The 16,405-nt window shown below is 58.9% G+C and carries 16 protein-coding genes; 9 read left to right on the top strand and 7 right to left on the bottom strand.

Annotated features, from left to right (window positions below; all coding sequences use genetic code 11):
- The 5 genes from ABYM29_RS10930 to yjgA form a co-directional block, all read left to right on the top strand.
- The coding region (locus ABYM29_RS10930) for a PTS sugar transporter subunit IIA (RefSeq protein ID WP_372864794.1) at window positions 1-180 on the top strand (180 nt) is incomplete at its 5' end.
- Between the two features lie 13 nt (window positions 181-193).
- Window positions 194-1,051, top strand: a complete 858-nt coding sequence (gene rapZ, locus ABYM29_RS10925; RefSeq protein WP_372864792.1) for an RNase adapter RapZ — start codon at window positions 194-196, stop codon at window positions 1,049-1,051.
- 18 nt (window positions 1,052-1,069) lie between these two features.
- Window positions 1,070-1,342 carry an HPr family phosphocarrier protein gene (locus tag ABYM29_RS10920; RefSeq protein WP_372864790.1) on the top strand — a complete coding sequence of 91 codons (273 nt, stop codon included), beginning with the start codon at window positions 1,070-1,072 and terminating at the stop codon, window positions 1,340-1,342.
- 129 nt (window positions 1,343-1,471) lie between these two features.
- Complete coding sequence (mgtE, locus tag ABYM29_RS10915; protein WP_372864789.1) at window positions 1,472-2,830, top strand: magnesium transporter; 1,359 nt, start codon at window positions 1,472-1,474, stop codon at window positions 2,828-2,830.
- A 38-nt stretch (window positions 2,831-2,868) separates the two neighbouring features.
- The gene (gene yjgA, locus ABYM29_RS10910; RefSeq protein ID WP_372864787.1) at window positions 2,869-3,396 is read left to right on the top strand and encodes a ribosome biogenesis factor YjgA; all 528 of its coding nucleotides are present in this window, start codon (window positions 2,869-2,871) and stop codon (window positions 3,394-3,396) included.
- On the opposite strand, the gene ABYM29_RS10905 is transcribed toward yjgA, so the two are convergent.
- From ABYM29_RS10905 to ABYM29_RS10875, 7 genes are all read right to left on the bottom strand, one after another.
- Window positions 3,393-4,202, bottom strand: a complete 810-nt coding sequence (locus ABYM29_RS10905; RefSeq protein ID WP_372864786.1) for a carbon-nitrogen hydrolase family protein — start codon at window positions 4,200-4,202, stop codon at window positions 3,393-3,395. The genes yjgA and ABYM29_RS10905 overlap by 4 nt on opposite strands.
- Complete coding sequence (locus ABYM29_RS10900) at window positions 4,199-8,008, bottom strand: YhdP family protein (RefSeq protein WP_372864784.1); 3,810 nt, start codon at window positions 8,006-8,008, stop codon at window positions 4,199-4,201. Before ABYM29_RS10900 ends, ABYM29_RS10905 begins: the two co-directional genes overlap by 4 nt.
- Window positions 8,009-8,072: 64 nt before the next feature.
- Entirely contained in the window at window positions 8,073-9,548 is a 1,476-nt protein-coding gene (rng, locus tag ABYM29_RS10895; protein ID WP_372864783.1) for a ribonuclease G, read from the bottom strand.
- Window positions 9,549-9,552: 4 nt separating this feature from the next.
- Window positions 9,553-10,134, bottom strand: a complete 582-nt coding sequence (locus tag ABYM29_RS10890; RefSeq protein WP_372864782.1) for a nucleoside triphosphate pyrophosphatase — start codon at window positions 10,132-10,134, stop codon at window positions 9,553-9,555.
- Between the two features lies 1 nt (window position 10,135).
- Window positions 10,136-10,621: a rod shape-determining protein MreD gene (gene mreD, locus ABYM29_RS10885; protein WP_372864781.1), complete on the bottom strand. Its 486-nt coding sequence runs from the start codon at window positions 10,619-10,621 to the stop codon at window positions 10,136-10,138.
- Window positions 10,622-10,624: 3 nt separating this feature from the next.
- Window positions 10,625-11,458, bottom strand: a complete 834-nt coding sequence (mreC, locus tag ABYM29_RS10880; protein ID WP_372864795.1) for a rod shape-determining protein MreC — start codon at window positions 11,456-11,458, stop codon at window positions 10,625-10,627.
- Between the two features lie 71 nt (window positions 11,459-11,529).
- Window positions 11,530-12,567, bottom strand: a complete 1,038-nt coding sequence (locus ABYM29_RS10875) for a rod shape-determining protein (RefSeq protein ID WP_372864780.1) — start codon at window positions 12,565-12,567, stop codon at window positions 11,530-11,532.
- A gap of 250 nt (window positions 12,568-12,817) precedes the next feature.
- On the opposite strand from ABYM29_RS10875, the gene gatC reads away from it, so the two are divergent.
- Genes gatC through ABYM29_RS10855 form a run of 4 tightly spaced genes read left to right on the top strand, consistent with a single transcriptional unit; the run spans window position 12,818 to window position 16,379 of the window.
- Window positions 12,818-13,105: an Asp-tRNA(Asn)/Glu-tRNA(Gln) amidotransferase subunit GatC gene (gene gatC / locus ABYM29_RS10870; protein WP_372864779.1), complete on the top strand. Its 288-nt coding sequence runs from the start codon at window positions 12,818-12,820 to the stop codon at window positions 13,103-13,105.
- A gap of 36 nt (window positions 13,106-13,141) precedes the next feature.
- Window positions 13,142-14,596, top strand: a complete 1,455-nt coding sequence (gene gatA, locus ABYM29_RS10865; RefSeq protein ID WP_372864778.1) for an Asp-tRNA(Asn)/Glu-tRNA(Gln) amidotransferase subunit GatA — start codon at window positions 13,142-13,144, stop codon at window positions 14,594-14,596.
- Window positions 14,597-14,608: 12 nt separating this feature from the next.
- Window positions 14,609-16,057, top strand: a complete 1,449-nt coding sequence (gene gatB / locus ABYM29_RS10860) for an Asp-tRNA(Asn)/Glu-tRNA(Gln) amidotransferase subunit GatB (protein WP_372864777.1) — start codon at window positions 14,609-14,611, stop codon at window positions 16,055-16,057.
- A gap of 28 nt (window positions 16,058-16,085) precedes the next feature.
- Window positions 16,086-16,379, top strand: a complete 294-nt coding sequence (locus tag ABYM29_RS10855) for a PA4642 family protein (protein WP_372864776.1) — start codon at window positions 16,086-16,088, stop codon at window positions 16,377-16,379.
- The last annotated feature ends 26 nt before the right edge of the window (window positions 16,380-16,405 follow it).

The following is a 16,405-nucleotide window of genomic DNA, read 5'->3' as shown; positions in this document are numbered from 1 at the left end:
GCGATCGACGACCAACCCGTTGACCTCGTTTTCGCGCTGATCGTACCCGCGGAAGCCCACGACGAACACATTAAAGTACTGGCCAGCCTCGCCAACGCCTTCAACGAAGACAGCTTTCGCCAGCAACTGCGCGACGCCAACAGCGATGCGGCCTTGTACGACCGCGCGACGGCCGGCTAGCCAAAAGATGGCCATGAAGCTCATTATCCTCAGCGGCCGCTCTGGTTCTGGCAAGAGTACCGCCCTTCACCAACTCGAAGACGAGGGCTTCTACGCCATCGACAATCTGCCCGTGTCACTGCTGCCAGCGCTGGTTACGGAGCTTTCACAGAGCACGCTAAAAGTTCACCAGCAAGTGGCCGTGTGCATCGACGCCCGCAACTCCCAACACGAACTGTCGCGTTTCCAGCACCTTTGCCAACAAGTTCGCCAGCTGGCCACTCTGCGTATTATTTTTCTCGATGCCAGTGACAACAAACTGATTAAGCGCTTCAGTGAAACCCGGCGCCGCCATCCACTGACAACGGAATCCCAGCCCTTAAGCGACGCCATCAAATTGGAGTCGACACTGCTGGAGCCGATCGTCAGCGAGGCCTCGCTGACCATCGACAGCAGTGACATGACCGTACACCAGCTGCGCGCCACTATCCGCGACCGCGTACTCGGCGTCGACGCCAGCCGCATGGCCGTGCAGCTCAAATCCTTCGGCTTTAAGCGAGGCCTCCCCCTAGATGCCGACCTAGTCTACGATCTGCGCATGCTCCCCAACCCTCACTGGGATGAAAGTCTGCGCACGCTGACCGGCCGCGACGATGCCGTACAGCGCTTTCTCGATCGCGAAGCCAAAGTTCAGCAGATGTACAGTCACATTCTGGAGTATTTGCAATATTGGCTACCGGAGATTGAGGCCGCCGGACGAAGTTACTTCACTATTGCCATCGGTTGCACCGGCGGCCAACATCGCTCAGTATACATGGTCGAAAAATTGGCCGAAGCGCTGCAGGACAGCTGCCCAGGCCTGCAAGTTCGCCACCGCGAACTCCAGCACTAACGCCCGCCGAGCGAGCCAATGCAAGAAACCCAAATAACGATTATCAACAAGCTCGGACTGCATGCCCGCGCTGCCTCGAAATTTGTCAGCACCAGCACCGCCTACGCCGCGACGACCCGGGTCCGCGCCGCCGGCGAGAACTGGGTGGATGGCAAAAGCATTATGGCGGTAATGATGCTCGCAGCCAGTATCGGCACCGAGCTGCATATCCGCTGTGAAGGTGAAGACGAAGACGAGGCACTACAGGCCTTGATCGAGTTGATCGAACGGCGCTTTGACGAGGGCGAATAGGCGAATACTGCGCTTTTCGAGCCGATTTCCCCATCCAGTAATTGTTGACCGCGGTAGATTCAAGGATAATTCCAGCCATACTACGCAGCAACCATCCGGTAGCAAGGCTAGCGCATAGCAGGAAGTTTTATGGCCCAGAGCGGAGAAAAGCATCAAGCCGAAAGCCGCCTCGAAGTACTTAATGAGGCTTTGGGCTCGGGTGCTTTTCTGCAAATCCGGCGCATGCTCAATGGCCTGCCCCCTGTAGACGCCGCCCACCTTATCGAGTCGACCCCGCAAAAAATCCGCGGCGTGCTTTGGCAACTGGTCGACATCGAAAATGAAGGCGACATTCTCCAGCACCTCAACGACGAAGTGCAAAGCCAATTTCTGCGCCACATGGATGCAGAGGAAGTCGCGGCAATTACCGAAGGCCTGGAAGCTGACGACATTGCCGACATCCTCCAGCAGCTGCCCGACAGGGTCATCCGTGAAGTCCTAGAGTCCATGGACCACCAGGACCGCCTGCGTGTCGAACACATTCTGTCCTACGATGAGGACAGCGCCGGCGGCCTGATGAACACCGACACCATTACGGTGCGGCCCAATATTACTCTCGACGTCGCCCTGCGCTATCTGCGCCGCCACGAGGAACTGCCGGAAATGACCGACAGCCTGTTGGTGGTCAACCGCAACGACCAATTTATCGGCGTACTGTCACTGCGCAAGCTACTGGTATCGGACCCCAGCGTCACCGTGCGCGAAATCATGGACACGGAAGTCGAGCCTATCCCGGCATCTATGCCGGCCAGAGAAGTCGCCAATCTCTTCGAACGCCGCGACTGGGTCAGCGCACCGGTGGTTGATGAGCAGCAGTTACTACTGGGCCGGATCACCATCGATGACGTTGTTGATGTTATTCGCGAAGAATCCGACCACTCACTGATGAGTATGGCGGGCCTCGATGAAGACGAGGACACCTTTGCCTCGGTGATGAGCACAGCGCCGCGCCGCGCGATCTGGCTGGGCATTAATCTACTCACGGCATTTATCGCCTCAGGGGTCATCAACCTGTTTGAGGGAACAATCGAAAAAGTCGTCGCGCTGGCCGTACTAATGCCGATAGTGGCCAGCATGGGCGGCGTGGCCGGCACCCAGACCCTCACCGTGGTAATACGCGGCATGGCGTTGGGGCACATCAGCCGCAACAACAGCCGCTGGCTGGTGAATCGAGAACTACTTGTCGGCCTGATTAACGGCCTGCTATGGGCCGTTGTCGTCGCGCTGGCCGCCAGCTACTGGTTCAGCGACCCAATGATCGGTGCCATCATTGCCGCCGCCATGGTCATCAACCTGATAACCGCCTCACTGGCCGGGGCGCTACTACCCCTGATCTTAAAATCAATGAATATCGACCCGGCACTGGCCGGTGGCGTAGTGTTGACTACCGTCACCGACGTCGTGGGATTTATGTCCTTCTTAGGCCTAGCCACATATTTCTACGGCTGAGCCAGCCCAACCGGCTCCACTAAACAGAGCAGAGAATCGTGACAGACAGCGAACAGGAACGCCCAAGCAAAACCGCCCTCAAACGCGAAATGGAGGCGCTGCAGAAATTGGGTAGCAAACTGGTGGGACTAAGCAGTGCCGACCTGGCACGTATTCCCATTGAAGACCCCGACTTGAGGGAAGCCATCGCCACAGCTCGCCGCATCAAAAGCCGAGAAGGGCTGCGCCGACAGATGCAATATATCGGCAAACTGATGCGCCTGATCGATGCCTCGGCCATCGAGGCGGCACTGCACGAACAAGAACAGGGGCAAAAGGCTCTGGCTAGGCGCTTTCACGAATTGGAAGACTTGCGCGACCAATTGCTGGAAAAGGGCCCCGCATCAACAGATGAGGCGCTCAAGCGCTTCCCCAACGCCGACCGCCAGCGCCTGCGCCAGTTGCTTATGCAAGCCAATCGGGAAAAAACCGCCAACAAACCACCGGCGGCCGCCCGGAAATTATTTCGCTACTTGCGCGAATTACAACAAATTGCCAACGAGGAAGAAAACAGCCGCGGCGTCTAAAAACGCCGATGGCGCGCCACTGGCATACGCTCCCGCAAACGTTGCTGAGCAGCCATATCAACCGTCGCGCAGGCCTGGCCCTCACCAAAACCCAACTCGCGCAACACCGTCCCCCAGCTATCGATAACGCAAGAACCGCCCGACGTTTCGCGGCGCCGGCTGTGCACTCCGCCCTGGTTGGCAGCTACCACCGCGATCTGATTTTCAATCGCCCTCGCACGCAATAGCGGCAACCAGTGCGCCAGCCCGGTGCGGCGGGTAAACGCCGCCGGCAGCGCGACGATCTCCACGCCTTGGTCAAGCATCGCGCGAAACAACTCGGGAAAACGCAGGTCGTAGCACACCGCCACACCCACACGCCCCCAGGGACTATCAAAAACCACCGGCGCATGGCCCGGCGCATAACTCAGAGACTCTCGGTAAGACTGCTGAGCATCGCCAATATCGGCGTCAAACAAGTGTATCTTGCGATACTGCGCCACACGCTCACCGTCACTGGAATATACCGGCGACTCAGCATAACAGCGGCCGTCATCGGCCGGCCAAGGCAAGGTACCGCCAACCAACCACACCCCTAAGCGGCGCGCCTGTTCAGCAATAAATTGATGCAATTCCCCTTGCTTCTGCTCCACCTCCGCCCGCGAGCGCAACTCAGCGGCTGGGGCAAACAGCGCAAAATTCTCCGGCAGCACCGCCAGCTGCGCACCCGCAAGGGCAGCTTCTTCTAGCAATAACTGCGCACGCTTAAGATTGGCCCGCACATCACCACCGGAAACCATCTGTATCGCCGACACACACACCTTCACGGTTTGTCCCCCAAGCGCTCTCCCGCGGGCTTTATCTCCGGCTGCGAGGCGTCAAAAATTTTGCGGAACGACAATTCGGGCTGCTGCACCGTACCGTGAATATCATAGACAGCGCTCGAAAAACTATCGACCTGCTCTTCAAACACCTTAGTCACTACATAGGCACCTGCCGCCGCGGGCAGGCCGCCAATCAAGGCCGCCATCCACGGCAAGTTACTGCCCACCGGCAGGGTCGCGACAAGCCGCAAATCCAAGGCCTCACTCAACAAGTCAATATTGCCACTCATCTGGAAGCGACTGGAAGGCCCACTGACTTCCAAGGGTTCGGTGAGAGACAGTCGCTGCCCGGAAAACCCTAACTCGCCGACCATATTGTCAAAGTGCACGCCTTTGCGAAACACGTCGCGAAAATCAAACTTCAGGCGGCGCACAATATTGGTCATATTAAAAATCCCCAATACGCGCAGCGCTCCGCTGGCCGCATCCGAGGTCTTGAAAAAGCGACCGTTTTTCAGCGCAAATTTCACTCGCCCCTGGCTACCACTCATCACCCATTGATCCGGCGAGCCAAGCCAACTCAGGTTAATATCAAACTGACCGGATCGCGTCTCCAAGGCCCGATCGTAACCCAGTGCCACCATCACCGCGCCCAGATCTCGAACAGCGAATTTGCCCTTTAGCTGTGATCCACGGCGACCATTGTCCTGATACCACCAGTGCAGCGCATTGTTCCGGCGGGCATCGCCTAAATCGACCCCCAGCAGCTGACCGCGCAAGGCCAGAAAATGTGCCCCTTGAGTGTCTGGACGCAAGTCAAATCCCAGGCGGCCATAGTGCTTACCCGCGATCGTCAACGCCTCTATATCGACGTCCAATGCGGGAAACCCCCTCGGGTCCTGCTCAGCCAGCACACTATCGGCACTGCCTGCGCCTTCTAATGCTGGCAACTCAAGGCGCTCAAACATCAGCACATAGGGGTCGCCAGTTTGCAGCGGCACCTCAATATTTCCAGCCAACTCCCGGCTGTCGATACGCAGGGTCCAAGCCCGCTCATCCGAGCGCGCGCTGATACTGGCATCATGCTGTATCCGCCCCAAAGTCTCTAGCTCACCGATACGCAGGCGCTCCACCATCACCGCCAACCCCGCCCCGGTATTGATAGCAGGCTGTAAAGACTGCCATTCCAAGTAGCGCGACAACGCCCGCTGCCATTGATCGACAGCGGCAAACTCCAGCGCGCCAGATACCGTTAATGCACCGCTGCGCAGCGGCGTTAGCGGGCCATCCCCCAAGGTCAGCGACAGCGCCGGCGCACCCTCCCCCACCTCGGCTTGGTATTGGAGTCGCAACAGTTCGCCAAACGCTATGCTGAGTATATTCTGCTGATCGCCAAAAGGCTGATGAATGGTCAGCTCACGGGGTTCATCCGCGGCTTTGTACAAGGGCTGAGGCAGGCGCACATCGACACCCAGCATATTCGAACGCACCACTACCCCGGCATCCTCGCCGCCGGCACGCAGACTCATATCCACCCGCGCACGCCCCTGCACAAAGCCCAGCGCCGGCTGCGCGAGCCAGCGCTGCACATCCGCCATATCCACCACCGTACTGGCATCCATGCGCACCGCGCCGCGGTCTTGGGATAGGCTGGCACGCAGAGGCTCACCAAAAAAGCGTGCCGTCAGATTCGCGCTGCTCACTCCCTTTTCACTGCTGTAATTCAACGGCCCACGCAGCTCAGTGAGCGACAAGTTCAAGCCCGGTAAGGTCAGCCGACTAAGCTGCAGCTGGCTGGATACCTGTACTGCGGGGCGACCACCATCGGACAAAGGCATTTGCAGTGCAAACTGACTGTCGACTCGTCCGCTCAACTGCCAATCGCTCAGGACGTTGCCAGTCAATTCCGCCAAAGGGCTATCGCGAAACAAGCTCTGCACCGCCGCCGCCTTCCCGCTGGCCAAGGCCTTAACATCTAATTGTGGCCCGCCGCGGTCTTCAATACTCACCTGTACATCGCGTATCTCCAGATTACTGAAACGCCCACTTTCAGCGCTGGCCCACAGTTCAGCATCGTCAAGGTAAGCGCTTGCATGCGGCGCCACTAGCTGTGGCCACTGAGAGTCGAAAAGTAAGGCAAAATCACTGAGTTCCAGTGACAGCTGCACGCTGCGCCCAGCGCTATCGCCGTCGCGCAACGACCCGCGATATAAAAACGCCGCCTGTTCAGCCCGCCCTGCTCGCAAGCTATTCGACAACCAATCCCGCAAACCTTGATCTAACACTTTCGGCACGTAGCTCATGGCAGACGCCAGTGGCAAGCGCTCGGCGGCAATCGCCAAGGTCATTTCCGGCGGCCGTTCAGCGCCTTCTAGCACTGGTAAATCCAATCTCAACAAGGCGTGTAGAGGGGCGCGCTGGTCGCGCGCAAGAATTGGCGAGCTCATCAGCCGCAGGCGCTCATCGTCCAATTGCCAGCGCAGCTCAGTGCGCAACTCGGATAAAGCAAAGGGCTCGGCATACAAATTTGGGAAATCGAGTTGCAACTGCTCGCTATCTATTAACAAGCGGCCACTGGTGTTTTCAACATGCAGATAACCACTCAGACCGCTAACACCCGGCGCGCCCTGCCAAGGCGACAGCGACACACCGTCGAGTTCGCTTCGTATTGAAAACGCCAACGACTCGCCCCGCGCCACACTGACCCGCAAATGGCGAAGCCTACCCGCAGGTGACAGAGTATCGAGAACCGCCTGCAAGCTCTCGCCGGCAACACCGCTCCCCTTAATCAGCTCGGCACTGGCAGCGAGCTCCAGTTCCGGCAAGGCGAACTCCCACAACGACGGGCGGGGGTGCTCAAGGGACAAGCCAGCCAAGTTTAACGACTGGCCGCGCCACTGCGCAGAAAACTCGCTGAAACCGATCCGCCAAAAGCCGTCGTAATGGCGCCCCAAAAAACGCATCACCACGTCGCTGAACTGCTCGTCCGAACCCCACAATGCGCCAGCGGCAAGCTCGTCAGCGCGCAATTCGCCCCGAACAGACATTCGCCGACCGGCCTGCCAATCGAGCCACAGCTCGCCATCCACTTGACTGTGCATTAAGCGCTGATTGCGAAACAGCGGGGCCAGCACTGAGAAACGGCTACTGTCTAATGAGACATAGGCAGAAACTCTAAAATTGTAGTCTCGGGGGTCGCCGAAGGCCTCGGCAATAAAACGTATCTCGCCGCTATCATCGGCACTCAGACGAGCGTAACTGCGGCGAAAATGCCCGTCACTCGACCAGGAAAAATCACGACTGCGTACTTCGGATTCACGGCCATCGGCAAACTGCAGGCGTAACTTGAAACTCCCCACACTCGCCCGACGCACCGCTAAAATGACATCCAGCAATGAATCGAGACTACCGCCACGACCTCCAGCGATACCGGGCAGCCGCCATCGACCGCTATCGTCCTGACGCAAACTGAGCTGTAGATGCTTGACCTGCAGTTGCTTAAGCCGCGGCCCGACTCCCAACAAACTGCCAATAGGGTCCAACTCCACCCTAAGGCCATCAAGCTGGATAGCTCCGCCGGCAATATCCAAACTGCCAAGCCGCAATACCGGCGACAGGCCCGACCAACTGCCCGTCAACTCGCTCGCCGCCAACTCAATTTTGGCAATGGCCTGCAGTTCGTCAAAAATTTCTGTCTGATAACGCGATACCAAGCCGATGTACTGCCGGCCAAGGCTGGCATACAGGGCGAGTAATACCAGCAGCAGCAGCGCGACACTCCATGCCAAAGCGTAGAACCGGCGCATCATTGCCCGCAGCACGCCCAGCTACCCCGCTCGCTGTCGCGCGACGCCAAGCCGCCACAAGCACCGCTCAGAGCAAAATGACATCGAACTGCTCCTGGGTGTACATGGCCTCAACCTGAAAGCGGATACTGGCACCGATAAATTCCTCCAAGTCGGCAACACTGGCCGACTCCTCATCGAGTAGCCGATCGACGACCTCCTGTGCAGCCAACACCAACAAGCTTTTACTCTCATAGGCCCGCGCCTCACGGAGAATTTCGCGGAACACCTCGTAGCACACCGTCTCCGGCGACTTCAACGAACCGCGACCGTGGCAGTAGTGGCAAGGCTCACACAACACATGCTCCAAGCTTTCGCGCGTGCGCTTGCGGGTCATCTCCACCAAGCCCAACTCCGACACACCGGTAATGCTGGTCTTGGCGTAGTCCTTCTCCATCGCCCGCTCCAAGGCCCGCAACACTTGTCGACGATGCTCGGCATCTTTCATATCAATAAAATCGATAATGATCATACCGCCGAGATTGCGCAGCCGTAACTGCCGCGCCAACGCCGCAGCCGCCTCAAGATTCGTCTTAAAGATGGTCTCCTCAAGGTTGCGATGGCCGACAAAAGCGCCGGTATTAATATCAATCGTCGTCATCGCTTCAGTCTGATCAATGATCAGATAACCGCCGGACTTAAGCTCAACCTTGCGTCCCAATGCACGCTGAATTTCATCTTCAACACTATAAAGGTCGAAGATAGGTCGCTCGCCAGGATAGTATTCCAGTTTTGAGCGAATCTCAGGTAAGTAATCCTTGGCAAACTCATCTACTCGTTGAAAACTTTCACGGGAGTCGATGCGGATCTTTTCCAACCCCGGCCTCACCAGGTCGCGCATGGTGCGCATAAACAGCGGCAGATCCTCATAAATAATACTGGGAGCCGTATCCCGCTTCATCCGCCGCTCCACCGCCAGCCACAGGCGACGTAAAAAATCGATGTCGGCACGCAGCTCTTCCTCACCAGCCCCCTCGGCTGCTGTGCGCAAAATATAGCCGTCGGCCAGAGCCGGTGATTCATCACCCGCTTCCTCGCGCAAAATATTTTCCATTAATTCACGGAGTCGCTGGCGCTCTGCCTCATCATCAATACGGTGCGACACACCCAAGTGCGAGGCACCCGGCATATACACCAGATAACGGGATGATACCGACAGGCGGCTGCTCAATCGCGCGCCCTTGCTGCCCATCGGGTCTTTGGTAACCTGAACGGTCAGTTGCTGGCCCTCGCGGATTTTACTGCGAATATCGGCGTGGTCGCCGCCCTCCTGATCTAACACAGCAATATCGGAGGCATGAATGAAGCTCGTGCGCTCCAGCCCCACCTCAACAAACGCCGCCTGCATGCCCGGCAGCACTCGCACCACCTTGCCCTGATAAATATTGCCGACTATGCCTTTGGAACGCGTGCGCTCGATGTACACTTCCTGCAGCACGCCGTTTTCGACCACGGCAACCCGAGTCTCCACCGGCGTAACGTTAATCAAGATCTCTTCGCTCATCACTCTACTCTGTATGTGGCGTCGCGGCGCGGTAGCCCAAACTCCGCAGCGCGATCACAGTTTCATATAGCGGCAGACCCACCACAGCACTGTAACTGCCGTCTATACGACGCACAAACTGAGCTGCACGCCCCTGGATAGCATAGCTGCCCGCCTTATCATCAGCTTCGCCGGTCGCCACATAGGCGCGAATATCGGCATCACTCAGCTCGGCAAACTGCACCTCGGTCACCACGACCTCGCTGTGCATCAGCTCCCCGCGACACAGTGCAATTGCGGTCAGCACCCGGTGACTGCGCCCGCTCAATGCCCGCAACATCACCGCCGCAGCCTCGCGATCCTGCGGCTTGCCCAAGATGCAGCCATCCAAATCAATCGCCGTATCCGCCGCCAACACCAGACCCGGCGGCCCGCCAGCTGCCACTGCCTGAGCCTTCTCACTAGCAATGCGCAGCACATAGGCATCCGGCCGCTCAGCCGCCAGCGGCCGCTCATCAATATCCGCCGGACACACGCGAAAAGAAAAACCCAGCTGAGTCAGTAATTCAGCGCGACGCGGCGAGGCCGAGGCAAGCAGCAATTCCATATTAATTCGCCATAAAAACCCGTTGCCACCACGCCATTGTGGGCCGTAACAACAACCATAACAAAGCAGTAGGCAGTATCGGCAGAAAAACCAACCAATGCGTTTGTGACAGACCGTTTAAGCTCTGCGCCCACTGGTCCACAAGGATGCGAAATAACTCGAGCAGCGCGATCAGCGCCGCCTGCTTGCGCAAACTGAACATGCGCAATTGCTGGTAGGAGATTTGTACCATATAGGCAATCACCGCCAGCGAAAAGGCATTTTGGCCCAGCACCGAGCCAAACAGGATGTCCTGCACTAAACCACAGGTCCAGCACAGCGCAATGCCCACCCGCTCGGGGATAGCCAGCAACCAGTACAGCAATATCAACAACAGCCAGTCCGGCCTCAACCACGCTAACGCGCCGCTGAGCGGCACAATACTGAGTAGTATCGCGAGAAGCAGACTAACGCCGAGAAACAGCAAACCCTGGGGATGGGAGTCCATCAGCTACTCCAGCGTCGGACTATCGCTGAATACCAACAGCACATTGCGACTGCGATCCAGCTCAGCGAGGGGTTTGGCTCGCACTTCGGCAAAAGGCTTGCCGGGATCAATGGCCACCTGGGTTACCTCGCCGACGGGGTAACCCGACGGAAAACGGCCACCCAGCCCAGAGCTGACCAACAGATCGCCGACTTGGATATCGGTGGTGGCCGCCACATGAGCAACGCCAAGTTCATCAATGCGGCCACTGCCTTCGGCGATCGCTCGCAGACCATTGCGACTAATACGCACAGGAATTGCGTGGGCACTGTCGGTCACCAGCAGCACACGGCTGTGATAAATACCCACTTCAACAATCTGCCCCAGCAAACCCTTGGCATCAATCACCGGTTGACCAACAAAAGCGTTGTCACGACGCCCCTTGTCCACCACCAACATATGGCGATTGGGGTCGGAAGCCACGCCGACAACCTCGGCCACCACAACCGTGTCTTTCACCCGCTCGGCAGAATTCATCAGCTCGCGCAGTCGCACATTCTCGGCGCGCAACTCGATGTACTTTTGCAGCTTGGCATTGAGGATAAGCGACTCAGCGCGCAGCGCACGGTTTTCCTCCAGCAGCGCACTGCGACTGCTAAAGACTCCACTAAACTGAGCACTAAGGCGTGAAGGCACATCGGCCAACCAATAAAAGGGAGCGGCGACCACCGACAACTGCGTGCGCAGTGGCGCCATAAATTCCAGACGAGCACCCAACAGAATAAGCAGCAAGGCAATGCCGCCTAAAAACAGCAGTCGGCCACCCGATGATGGCGGCTTGGAGAATACCGGTTTAATCGCCGCGCCCTCCCTCTGCTAAACGCCCAGTGATGGCGACAAACTCAAGCTGGTAGAGCGCCGCCGCGTGCTTATTCAGCAGACAGTATATCGAGGTGGTGGCGATCTACCATCTCTAGAGCCTTACCACCGCCTCGCGCCACACAGGACAGCGGGTCTTCGGCGATAATCACCGGCAGCGCACTCTCGTCGGCAATCAATTGGTCGATGCCCCGCAGCAGCGCACCACCACCGGTGAGCACGATGCCCGTCTCGGCGATATCGGCTGCCAGCTCTGGCGGCGACTGCTCCAGCGCGCGCTTCACGCCCTGGGTAATCACCTGCAGGGGCTCCTGCAAAGCTTCAAGAATTTCATCGCTATTGAGCGTGAAGCGACGCGGAATCCCCTCGGCAAGATTGCGCCCACGCACATCGATTTCGCGCAGCTCACTGCCCGGATAGGCACAGCCGATTTCCTGCTTGATGCGCTCAGCCGTCGCATCGCCAATCAGGCTGCCGTAGGTGCGGCGCACGTGCGTGACAATCGCCTCGTCAAAGCGGTCGCCGCCGACGCGAACGGAGTCGGAGTACACCACACCATTGAGGGAGATAATGGCAATTTCTGTCGTGCCACCACCGATATCCACGACCATTGAGCCCGAGGCCTCTTCGACACGCAGACCGGCACCGATTGCCGCTGCCATCGGCTCTTCAATCAGGCGAACTTCTCGGGCGCCGGCACTGAGCACCGACTCGCGAATCGCCCGGCGCTCAACCTGGGTACTCTTGCAGGGCACACTCACCAGCACCCGCGGGCTGGGGCGAATAAAACTGTTCTGATGCACCAGCTTGATAAAATGCTGCAGCATTTTTTCAGTCACCTGGAAGTCGGCAATGACACCGTCTTTCAGCGGTCGAATCGCGGTGATATTGCCGGGCGTGCGACCGAGCATACGCTTGGCCTCTATTCCGACGGCCTCAACCGTCTTTTGGCCGTTGTGCACACGGATAGCCACGACCGAGGGTTCGTCGAGTACAATGCCCTGACCGCGGACATAAATAAGGGTGTTAGCCGTTCCCAAGTCGATCGACAGATCATTGGAGAACATGCCACGAATACGTTTCAACATGTGCGATTATCACCTTGTACGACGCTCAGTAGACAGAGAGCCGGGCTGGCAGGGCCGAAACACACCGCAACGCGGCAATACTGGGCCCTAGATTAAAAACTTTGCCACTCTATCAACGCCGGGGATTCAGGGCAAGGCGCAAGTATGATAAGTTTACAGGCTTTCCCCAGCGGCGGCTGAGCGGCCCAAACTGCTCGCTCGGCGCGTGTTTTTTGGCGTGTACTGCGCCGCCACTCCTACAGGGTGAACCATGAGTTTAGAACAGAGCGACATCGCCAAACTGGCACGACTGGCGCGTATTCGCATTAGCGACGAAAGCAGCGAAGAACTGCGCCAGCGCATCAGCGACATTCTCGGCATGATCGACACCATGCAGGCCGTCGATACCCGCAGTGTTGAACCGATGGCCAACCCCCACGACGCCCGCCAGCGCCTGCGCGCGGACATCGTTACGGAAACGGACCAGCGCGAGCACTTCCAGCGCATTGCCCCGGCCACCGAAAACGGCCTCTACCTCGTACCCAAGGTCATCGACTAAGCCACTCGCAGCGGACACAAGAGAGTAACTAACGCCATGCCCAGCCACACTGTTGCCGACCTTCTTCGCGGCCTCGCCGCCGGCGACTTCTCCAGCGAAGAAATCACCCGCCAGTACCTCGACGCCATCGCCGCACGCGACAGCCTGTACAACAGCTATATCAGCGTCACCGCCGAGCAAGCCCTGGCGCAGGCCCGCGCCGCCGACAGCGCACGCAAGAACGGCACTGCCGGCAGCCTTTGCGGACTGCCCATCGCCCACAAAGACATTTTTTGCACCCAGGGCGTGCGCACCAGTTGCGCCTCTAAAATGCTCGACAACTTTATTTCGCCCTATAACGCCACCGTGGTCGACAAACTGGCCGACGCCGGCGTGGTGATGCTTGGCAAAACCAATCTCGACGAATTTGCCATGGGCTCGTCAAACGAGACCAGTTTCTATGGCGCCGTGCGCAACCCCTGGAACCGCGAACGGGTACCCGGCGGCTCCTCCGGCGGCAGCGCCGCGGCGGTAGCGGCGGGCCTGGCGCCGGCCGCCACCGGCACCGACACCGGCGGCTCCATCCGCCAGCCGGCCGCCCTGTGCGGACTGACCGGCCTGAAGCCGACTTACGGCCGCGTGTCGCGCTACGGCATGATCGCCTTCGCCTCCAGCCTCGACCAGGCCGGACCGATGGCGCGCAGCGCCGAAGACTGCGCCCTGCTGCTACAGGCCATGGCCGGCTTCGACGAGCGCGACAGCACCAGCATGGAGGTCGAGGTACCCGACTACCAGGCCGCGCTGGACCAGGATCTGCGCGGGTTGAAAATCGGCCTGCCCAAGGAATATTTCAGCGCCGGCCTCGACCCCGCCATCGGCGATGCAGTGCACGCCGCACTGGCGGAATACCGCAAAATGGGCGCCGAAACAGTAGAAATCAGCCTGCCACACACCGAGTTGGCGGTGCCCTGCTACTACGTCATTGCCCCGGCCGAAGCCTCCACCAATCTGTCGCGCTTTGACGGCGTGCGCTATGGCTACCGCTGCGAAAACCCCCAGGACCTGGACGACCTCTATACCCGCAGCCGCGAAGAGGGCTTCGGCGAAGAGGTGAAACGCCGCATTCTGGTGGGCACCTACGCCCTGTCCGCCGGCTTCTACGACGCCTACTATCGCAAGGCCCAGCAGATCCGCCGACTGATCAAACAGGATTTTAGCGACGCCTTTAAACAGGTCGACCTAATTGCCGGCCCCACCACCCCCAACCCGGCCTTTGGCCTGGGGGAAAAGGTCAGCGACCCGGTGACCATGTACCTTGAAGACATCTACACCATCGCCGTCAATCTCGCCGGACTGCCAGCCCTGTCACTGCCGGTGGGCTTTGCCGGCGGACTGCCCGCCGGCATGCAGCTGATTGGCCGCGACTTTGACGAGGGCCGCCTGCTCGCCGCCGCCCACCAGTATCAGCAACGCAGCGACTGGCACCTGCGCAGCGCCCCCGACAGCGAGTAAGGAGAAGCCCCGATGCAATGGGAAGTTGTTATCGGGCTGGAAGTTCACGTCCAGCTCACCACCCAATCGAAAATTTTTTCCGGCGCCAGCACTGCCTTTGGCGCCGCCGCCAACAGCCAGGCCTGCGCGGTCGACCTGGCGCTGCCCGGCACACTGCCCGTGCTAAATGAGCAGGCGGTAAAAAACGCCATCATGTTCGGCCTGGCCATCGACGCCGACATCTGCCGCGACTCAGTATTCGACCGCAAAAACTACTTCTACCCGGACCTACCCAAGGGCTATCAAACCAGCCAGATGGACAAGCCGATCGTCGGCCCCGGCGTGGTGGAAATACGCCTTGAGGATGGCAGCACCCGCGACATCCGTGTGCACCACGCCCATCTGGAAGAAGACGCCGGAAAATCCCTGCACGAAGATTTTCACGGCATGAGCGGCATCGACCTGAACCGCGCCGGCACCCCGCTGATCGAGATTGTCTCCGAGCCCGATATGCGCAGCGCCGAAGAGGCGGTGGCCTATCTGCGCAAGATTCACTCCATCGTTACCTACCTGGGCATTTCCGACGGCGATATGTCTCAGGGCTCGATGCGCTGCGACGCCAACGTGTCCGTGCGCCTGAAAGGCGAAGAAGAATACGGCACCCGCGCCGAGATCAAAAACATCAACTCCTTCCGCTTTGTCGAGCGCGCCATCAAGGTTGAAACCCAGCGCCAGATCGACTTGATCGAGGACGGCGGCAAGGTGGTACAGGAAACTCGCCTCTACGACAGCGACAAAAATGAAACCCGCTCGATGCGCAGCAAGGAAGAGGCCAATGACTACCGCTACTTCCCCTGCCCCGACCTGCTGCCGGTACACATCGAACAGAGCCTGATCGACGAGCTGCAGGCGCAACTACCCGAATTGCCCGACGCCAAGCGCCAGCGCTTTGAAAGTGACTACGGCCTGTCCGCCTACGATGCCAGCCTGCTCACCGCCGAGCGCAGCACCGCCGACTATTTTGAAACCGTCAGCAAGGCTGCCGGCGACGCCAAGCTGGCCGCCAACTGGATCAACGGCGAGCTGTCAGCCGCACTAAACCGCGACGGTCGCAGCCTGCAAGACAGCCCGGTCAGCGCCGAACAGCTCGGCGGCTTGATATTGCGCATTCGCGACAACAGCATCTCCGGAAAAATCGCCAAGCAGGTCTTCGAAGCCCTGTGGAATGGCGAGGGCGACAGCGCCGACGCCATCATCGACGCCAAAGGTCTCAAGCAGGTTTCCGACAGCGGCGCACTGGAAGCGATGATCGACGAAGTGATCGCCGCCAATGCCGCCCAAGTCGAGCAATACCGGGCCGCTGATGACGGCAAGCGCAAAAAGCTGATCGGCTTCTTCGTCGGCCAGATCATGAAAGCCTCCAAAGGCCAGGCCAACCCCGGCATGGTCAATCAATTACTCAGCAAAAAACTCGGCGGCTAAGGCCGCCGATCGCACAACGGGATTCAACATGAAAAAAGACAAAGAAAAGGTATTGGACGAGGTTTGGACCGAAGACCGCGTTCGCGAATTTTTGAGCGTGGAAGCCAAGGCCGGTGTCGATGCCGACTTCCACCGCCTGCTCAAGGCTTATCAAAGCATGCGCGCCGACGACTTTGAGCTGTTTATCGGTATGTTTTTACAGGCCGGCGGCAACATCAACGCCCTCGACCAGGCGGGCCGCAGCGTACTGAGTTACGCCAAAGAGCACCGCAACGCCGGCGATTACATCGCCGCACTGGAAAAGCACGGCGCCAACATCTAGGTGGCAATTAACTGCGGCCGCGGCTC

The organism is Spongiibacter sp. (genome assembly GCF_041602295.1).
Lineage (GTDB): Bacteria > Pseudomonadota > Gammaproteobacteria > Pseudomonadales > Spongiibacteraceae > Spongiibacter.
The sequence above is the reverse complement of the archived record's forward strand: the minus strand, read 5'-3'. Positions and strand labels throughout refer to the sequence as shown.